This is a genomic window from Rossellomorea sp. FM04394 (genome assembly GCF_041889765.1).
Classification (GTDB): Bacteria; Bacillota; Bacilli; order Bacillales; family Bacillaceae_B; genus Rossellomorea; species Rossellomorea aquimaris_B.
On the sequence record NZ_CP168654.1, the window covers coordinates 282,719 to 290,000 of the forward strand.

Sequence of the window (7,282 nt, forward strand, 5' to 3'; positions counted from 1 at the left end):
AAGGCGAAGTCTAGTTTTTTTTATATTTTTTTGGAATGCTAACAACAATAGATAGTAAAAGGTAAATAAACTGAAGAGGTGAACTGAATGCTTGGTAAAGAAGAATTGCACAATCAAGAAATGATCGTCGTTTTAGACTTTGGAAGTCAATACAATCAATTAATCACACGAAGAATTCGTGAGTTTGGTGTTTACAGTGAGCTCCACCCGCATACAGTTACCCTTGAAGAGATCAAGGAAATGAACCCGACAGGTATCATTTTCTCCGGCGGACCGAACAGTGTCTATGGTGAAGACTCATTCCGTTGTGATGAGCGCATCTTTGATCTGGACATTCCGATTCTTGGTATTTGCTATGGAATGCAGCTTATGACGATGCACTTTGGAGGTAAGGTAGAACGCGCAAAGCACCGTGAATACGGGAAAGCGGCCATCAATATCGAAAGGCAGTCCAAACTATTTTCTAACCTTCCCGAGGAGCAAGTCGTATGGATGAGTCATGGAGATCTGGTTGTCGAAGCTCCTGAAGGTTTTGATGTGAATGCAACAAACCCATCTTGCCCGATTGCTTCCATGAGTAACGAAGAAAAAGGCTTGTATGCTGTTCAGTTCCATCCTGAGGTTCGTCACTCAGTGCACGGGAATGAAATGCTGAAAAACTTCGTATTTGAAGTTTGCGGCTGTGCAGGTGACTGGTCCATGGAGAATTTCATCGAAATTGAAATGGAGAAGATCCGTCAAACAGTTGGAGATAAAAAAGTCCTTTGCGCATTAAGCGGAGGAGTGGATTCTTCTGTTGTTGCCGTGTTAATCCATAAAGCGATCGGTGATCAATTAACATGTATCTTCGTCGATCACGGTCTCCTTCGTAAAGGTGAAGCGGACAGCGTAATGAAAACTTTCGCTGACGGCTTTAACATGAACGTGATTAAAGTAGATGCTCAAGACCGTTTCTTAAATAAACTGAAAGGTGTTTCCGACCCTGAGCAGAAACGTAAGATCATCGGAAACGAATTTATTTATGTGTTTGATGATGAAGCAACCAAGTTAAAAGGTATCGAGTATCTTGCTCAAGGTACCTTATATACAGACATCATTGAAAGCGGAACAGCCACTGCCCAGACAATCAAATCTCACCACAATGTTGGCGGATTACCTGAAGACATGCAGTTCACTCTCATCGAGCCGCTTAACACATTATTCAAAGATGAAGTACGTGCATTGGGATCTGAACTGGGTATTCCTGATGAAATTGTGTGGCGTCAACCGTTCCCGGGTCCTGGTCTTGGTATCCGTGTACTTGGTGAAATTTCTGAGCAAAAGCTTGAGATCGTTCGCGAGTCTGATTACATCCTGCGTGATGAAATCAAGAAAGCCGGACTTGATCGTGACATTTGGCAATATTTCACTGTTCTCCCTGACATCCGAAGCGTGGGAGTGATGGGGGATGCCAGAACGTATGACTACACGATTGGAATCCGTGCTGTGACGTCCATTGATGGTATGACCTCAGATTGGGCTCGTATCCCTTGGGATGTACTTGAAAAAATCTCGACACGTATCGTAAACGAGGTCGATCATATCAACCGCGTCGTGTATGATGTGACGAGTAAGCCACCTGCAACAATCGAGTGGGAATAAAAATGAAAACGTAATGACAGGCACCATCCGTAAAGTGTCGACCCTTATATGGATAGCATATAAGGGTCGACAGAAATCGGGAGGTGCCTGTCGTTTTATGTATAAAACGAACATTAAAATTAAATTTTTATATAATGTTCGTATTTTCTGTTGACGGTCACCTTTCTGGTTGGTACAATAGTACTGTAATCATAACAAAACATTATAAAAGTATTACGTCGTATAATTTCGGGAATAAGGCCCGAGCGTTTCTACCAAGCTACCGTAAATGGCTTGACTACGAGGTGATTGAGAATAGGATTGTGGAACATTTTTCATTTCCATTTACCTATTGATCATGATCTTAACAGTCAAAGCCTTGAACTCTGGTAGTTCGAGGCTTTTTTTATTGAAATGTCAGATTCTACGACGACTCTATAGGAGGAGTGCAAGAATGAAAAATTTCTTTCAGTTCGATCAGTTAGGAACCACTTATAGAAGGGAAATTATCGGGGGATTAACAACTTTCCTTTCAATGGCTTATATTTTAATTGTTAATCCACTTACGTTAACCCTTCAGTCTGTACCGGATCTGCCGGATAGCATGAGAATGGATTACGGGGCAGTATTTGTCGCTACGGCGTTGGCCGCAGCCATCGGCTCGTTGATAATGGGCTTGATTGCCAAATACCCGATTGCTCTAGCTCCAGGCATGGGATTGAACGCATTCTTCGCATACACAGTGGTGTTAACGATGGGTGTACCATGGCAATCAGCTTTAACGGGAGTATTGATTTCAGGATTAATTTTTATCGTACTGACTTTATCAGGTATCAGGGAAAAAATTATTAACTCAATCCCGGCAGAGTTGAAATATGCCGTGGGAGCGGGTATCGGACTTTTCATTACTTTTATCGGTTTTCAAAATGCAGGAATTATTGTGAATAACGATGCAGTATTAGTGGGCCTTGGGGACTTAACGAATGGTTCGACTCTTCTTGCGATCTTCGGAATTATCATTACCGTTATTCTAATGACAAGAGGCGTTAAAGGCGGTATTTTTATCGGGATGGTTGTAACGGCAATCGTCGGAATGATCGTTGGGTTAATCGACACACCGGAAAAAGTAGTAGACGCAGCACCAAGTCTTGCTCCTACGTTTGGAGCAGCTTTAGATCCTTTATTCAATGATGCAGGCAGTATTTTTACGATACAAATGCTTGTAGTGATTTTAACATTCTTGTTCGTTGATTTCTTTGATACGGCGGGTACCCTTGTAGCGGTAGCCAATCAGGCAGGGTTAATGAAGGAAAATAAATTACCGCGCGCAGGTAAAGCTTTATTTGCGGATTCTTGTGCAACAGTAGTGGGAGCAATCCTGGGTACTTCAACGACAACGTCTTATATTGAATCTTCTGCAGGCGTTGCGGCAGGAGCGAGAACAGGATTTGCGTCAGTGGTAACGGCGGTTTTATTCTTGCTTTCCATATTCTTCTTCCCTCTCCTTGCCGTCATTACATCGGCAGTGACAGCACCGGCACTTATCATTGTAGGGGTGTTGATGGTTTCGTCACTGGGTGAAATTGATTGGAAGAAGTTTGAGGTAGCTGTGCCGGCATTCTTAACAATCGTAGCAATGCCACTGACATACAGTATCGCCACGGGTATTGCCATCGGATTTATCTTCTACCCTATTACGATGATCATGAAGGGTCGCGTAAAGGAAATCCATCCGATCATGTATTTCTTGTTTGTTATCTTCGTTATGTATTTTATATTCTTAGTTTAAAATAAAAAATTCTTTAAGCTGGTCTCTCGCAGATCAGCTTTTTCTTATTTTATAAAGGAAAAGTGTGAAACATAAATAGAGGAGTCGGAGGGAGATTTAGAGAAGATATACGTGTAGAGTAAGTATGAATTGAAAAAAGTGAGGGTTTTCGTTAAAATCATGAAATCGGATAGTGTCGAAAATGGTCGAAATTATAGGGAGAATGACGATGTCTACTTTAAATGTGAAAAAAGCTTTAAATAACAATGTATTAATTGCAGATCACGAGAGCTACGGTGAAGTGGTTTTGATCGGGAAAGGGATAGGGTTCAACCGTAAAAAAGGGGATCCCATTCAGAATGATATTGCAGAAAAGATGTTTGTATTAAAAGGAGAGAAAGAACAGGAGCAGTACAAAAACCTCCTTCCTTTCTTAAATGATGATATGTCAAACGTCATTATTTCTGCCATCGAGTTAATCAGAAAAAGAACCAACTCTTTTCTTAATGAGCATATTCACATCGCCCTGACCGACCATATCCTGTTTGCGATTAACCGATTGATGAGAGGGATGGAAATCCGTAATCCGTTTCTGGTAGAAACGAGGACACTCTATCCATTCGAATACGAAATAGCCAGAGAAGTGGTAAGTATGATCAATGAAATGACAGATGTTCATTTGCCGGAAGGGGAAGTAGGGTTTATTGCCCTCCATATCCATAGTGCCATGATGAACAAGGATCTGTCTGAAGTGAATCAACACTCCCAGTTGATTGGACGCCTGACCGGGATGATCGAACAGCAGCTGGATGTGAAAATTAACAAAGAAAGCGTCGATTATATGAGGCTTGTACGCCATATTCGATATACAATAGAACGTGTACTCCGGGAAGAAAGAGTGGAAGAACCAGAAAAAATCGCAAAACTGTTGAAAGAGGAATACCCTCTCTGCTATAATTTATCTTGGAAGCTGATCAAGATGATGCAGCAAACATTACAAAAACCCGTCTACGATGCAGAGGCTGTTTACTTAACCATGCATTTGCAGCGTATTCAGAGTAAAGTTAAATAAAGCACTTATCTTTCTTACGTGTTACTGATACGATCAGGCATGAGTGAAGAAGATGATTGAAACGTATATTTTGGGGAAGTCTATCCTTATACGTTCATTATCCTCTTTTCTCATGCCTTTTTTGTTTGCAATCATCATCTAATTAGTTGAAAAAAAGAACGAAATAAAAGGAGGAAACTTCATGTTTAAAAAGGCTTTTGGTGTTTTACAAAAAGTCGGTAAAGCTCTTATGCTGCCTGTGGCTATCTTGCCTGCAGCGGGACTATTGCTTGCATTCGGTAATGCACTGCAAAATCCGACGTTATTAGAAATTGCTCCATTCCTTTCAAACGGCGGCGTTGAAATGGTCGCAAGTGTCATGGAACAAGCAGGTGGAATTATCTTCGGAAACTTAGCACTCTTATTCGCAGTGGGTGTAGCCATCGGTTTAGCCGGTGGTGAAGGGGTAGCCGGTTTAGCGGCTATCGTTGGTTTCTTGATTATGAATGTAACAATGGGAACAGTCGAAGGACTGGGAATCGGAGATGTAACAGGTGATGGTGTGGATCCTGCATATGCACTTGTCCTGGGGATTCCTACCCTTCAAACCGGGGTATTCGGTGGTATTATCGTCGGGATACTCGCGGCTGCTATGTACAATCGTTTCTTCCAAATCGAACTTCCTTCGTATCTGGGATTCTTCGCAGGTAAACGATTTGTTCCAATCGCAACGGCAGCTTCTGCTGTTGTACTAGGTCTATTAATGTTATTAATCTGGCCTCCGATTCAAAATGGTCTTAATGCATTCTCTAACTTTATGCTTGGTGAAAACAGAGCATTTGCTGCATTCATATTCGGTGTAATCGAACGTGCTCTTATACCATTTGGACTTCACCATATTTTCTACTCACCATTCTGGTTCGAGTTCGGATCGTATACTTCAGAAGCAGGAAATATCGTCCGTGGAGATCAGGCCATCTTCATGAAGCAGATTCAAGATGGTGTACAGGATCTAACTGCAGGAACCTTCATGACTGGTAAATTCCCATTCATGATGTTCGGTCTTCCGGCAGCGGCATTAGCGATCTACCATGAAGCAAAACCTGAAAGAAAAGCAGTTGTAGCGGGTATCATGGGATCTGCAGCTTTAACATCTTTCTTAACAGGTATCACAGAACCAATCGAATTCTCATTCTTATTCGTAGCACCGGTACTATTTGGTATCCATACAATCTTTGCAGGTTTATCTTTCTTAACCATGCATCTATTAGACGTTAAAATCGGTATGACATTCTCAGGTGGTTTAATTGACTACATCCTATTCGGATTGATCAACCCACAAACAAACGCATGGATCGTCATTCCGGTAGGGGCAGTATTTGCTGTCATTTACTACTTCGGATTCCGCTTCGCTATCCGTAAGTTCAATCTCATGACTCCTGGTCGTGAAGATGTGGATGAAGATGACGATGGATCACCGGCAAGTTCAGCTGGAGACCTTCCATACAACATCCTGGAAGCTATGGGTGGACAAGAAAACATCGCTCACTTAGACGCATGTATCACTCGTCTCCGTGTTTCTGTAAATGATGTGAAAAACGTTGACAAGAATCGCCTGAAAAAATTAGGGGCTTCAGGAGTACTTGAAGTCGGAGATAACATTCAAGCGATCTTCGGACCTAAGTCGGATACGATCAAATCACAAATGCAAGACATCATTCGTGGAAAAGCTCCACGCAGAGTAGAAACAAGCGCAAATGAAGAAGTCGAGCAACAAATTGAAGAAGTGAACCCAGAAGCACTTCAAACAACAGAAGAACAAAAGAACGAAAAATTCGTAGCTCCTATCACTGGAGAAATTAAAGACATCACGGAAGTTCCCGACCAAGTATTCTCAGGGAAAATGATGGGTGATGGTTTCGCGATCGTACCGACAGAAGGAACAATCGTTTCTCCTATCACAGGTAAAGTCGTGAACGTATTCCCGACAAAGCATGCCATCGGACTAGAGTCCAAAGCAGGCCGTGAAGTTCTGATCCACGTAGGAATCGATACGGTTAAATTAGAAGGTAAAGGATTTGAAGCGCTAGTAAAAGAAGGAGACCAAGTAGAAGCAGGTCAACCATTACTAGAAGTAGATCTTGACTACATCAAAGAAAACGCGCCTTCAATCATGACACCGATTGTATTCACGAACCTTAAAGAAGGTCAGCAAGTAACGATCGAGAAGTCAGGTAAGGTTAACCGTAACGACGAAAACATCATCAAGATCGATTAATGAATAATCAAAAACCATTTCCATCCTCTTACTATGAGGGTGGAAATGGTTTTTTTGTTAGTATTTGAACCTTTACTAGAGGTAATGGGTGAAGTATAGCTGCTTAATATATAGAAGGAAAATAGCAGAGAGTCTCTGCTTCAAAGCCAAGAATGTCAGTTTCCAGCCTGTGTTGTGGGTGGTGTGGTCGTAATGAATAATAGATAATAGAAAGACTAAAGGAAGTTTCTCGAACAAAATCTCTCAAAAGTATTGACGTATGTCTAATAGATTGATATACTTTAAAAACCGTCGCAAGAGAGCAGCGAGTACATAACAACTTAAAACAGGAATTTAAAACATCATGAAAAAAGTTGTTGACAAACATACTGCATTCTTGATATGATGATCAAGTCGCTTCAAACGAAGCACTTACACATTGAACCTTGAAAACTGAACAAAACAAGACAATACGTCAACGTTAATTCTAGATTTATTTTTAAAGAGCTATTCAAACTTTTATCGGAGAGTTTGATCCTGGCTCAGGACGAACGCTGGCGGCGTGCCTAATACATGCAAGTCGAGC

4 protein-coding genes, 1 rRNA gene and 1 riboswitch (1 of these 6 only partly in view) are annotated in these 7,282 nt (G+C 41.5%); all 5 genes read left to right on the forward strand.

The genetic code is table 11. The features are described 5' to 3' along the window. Window positions 1–87 precede the first annotated feature (87 nt). Window positions 88–1,641, forward strand: a complete 1,554-nt coding sequence (gene guaA, locus ACCB35_RS01580; RefSeq protein WP_374055476.1) for a glutamine-hydrolyzing GMP synthase — start codon at window positions 88–90, stop codon at window positions 1,639–1,641. Window positions 1,642–1,839: 198 nt separating this feature from the next. After that, window positions 1,840–1,941, forward strand: a riboswitch (purine riboswitch). A 133-nt stretch (window positions 1,942–2,074) separates the two neighbouring features. Next, window positions 2,075–3,409, forward strand: a complete 1,335-nt coding sequence (locus ACCB35_RS01585) for an NCS2 family permease (protein ID WP_044340671.1) — start codon at window positions 2,075–2,077, stop codon at window positions 3,407–3,409. 208 nt (window positions 3,410–3,617) lie between these two features. Next, a complete protein-coding gene (gene glcT, locus ACCB35_RS01590) occupies window positions 3,618–4,460 on the forward strand; it encodes a glucose PTS transporter transcription antiterminator GlcT (protein ID WP_044340672.1) in 843 nt (280 codons plus the stop codon). 181 nt (window positions 4,461–4,641) lie between these two features. Then, complete coding sequence (gene ptsG / locus ACCB35_RS01595) at window positions 4,642–6,717, forward strand: glucose-specific PTS transporter subunit IIBC (RefSeq protein WP_299746899.1); 2,076 nt, start codon at window positions 4,642–4,644, stop codon at window positions 6,715–6,717. 498 nt (window positions 6,718–7,215) lie between these two features. Continuing rightward, window positions 7,216–7,282, forward strand: a 16S ribosomal RNA gene (locus ACCB35_RS01600); it runs 1,485 nt beyond the window's last position.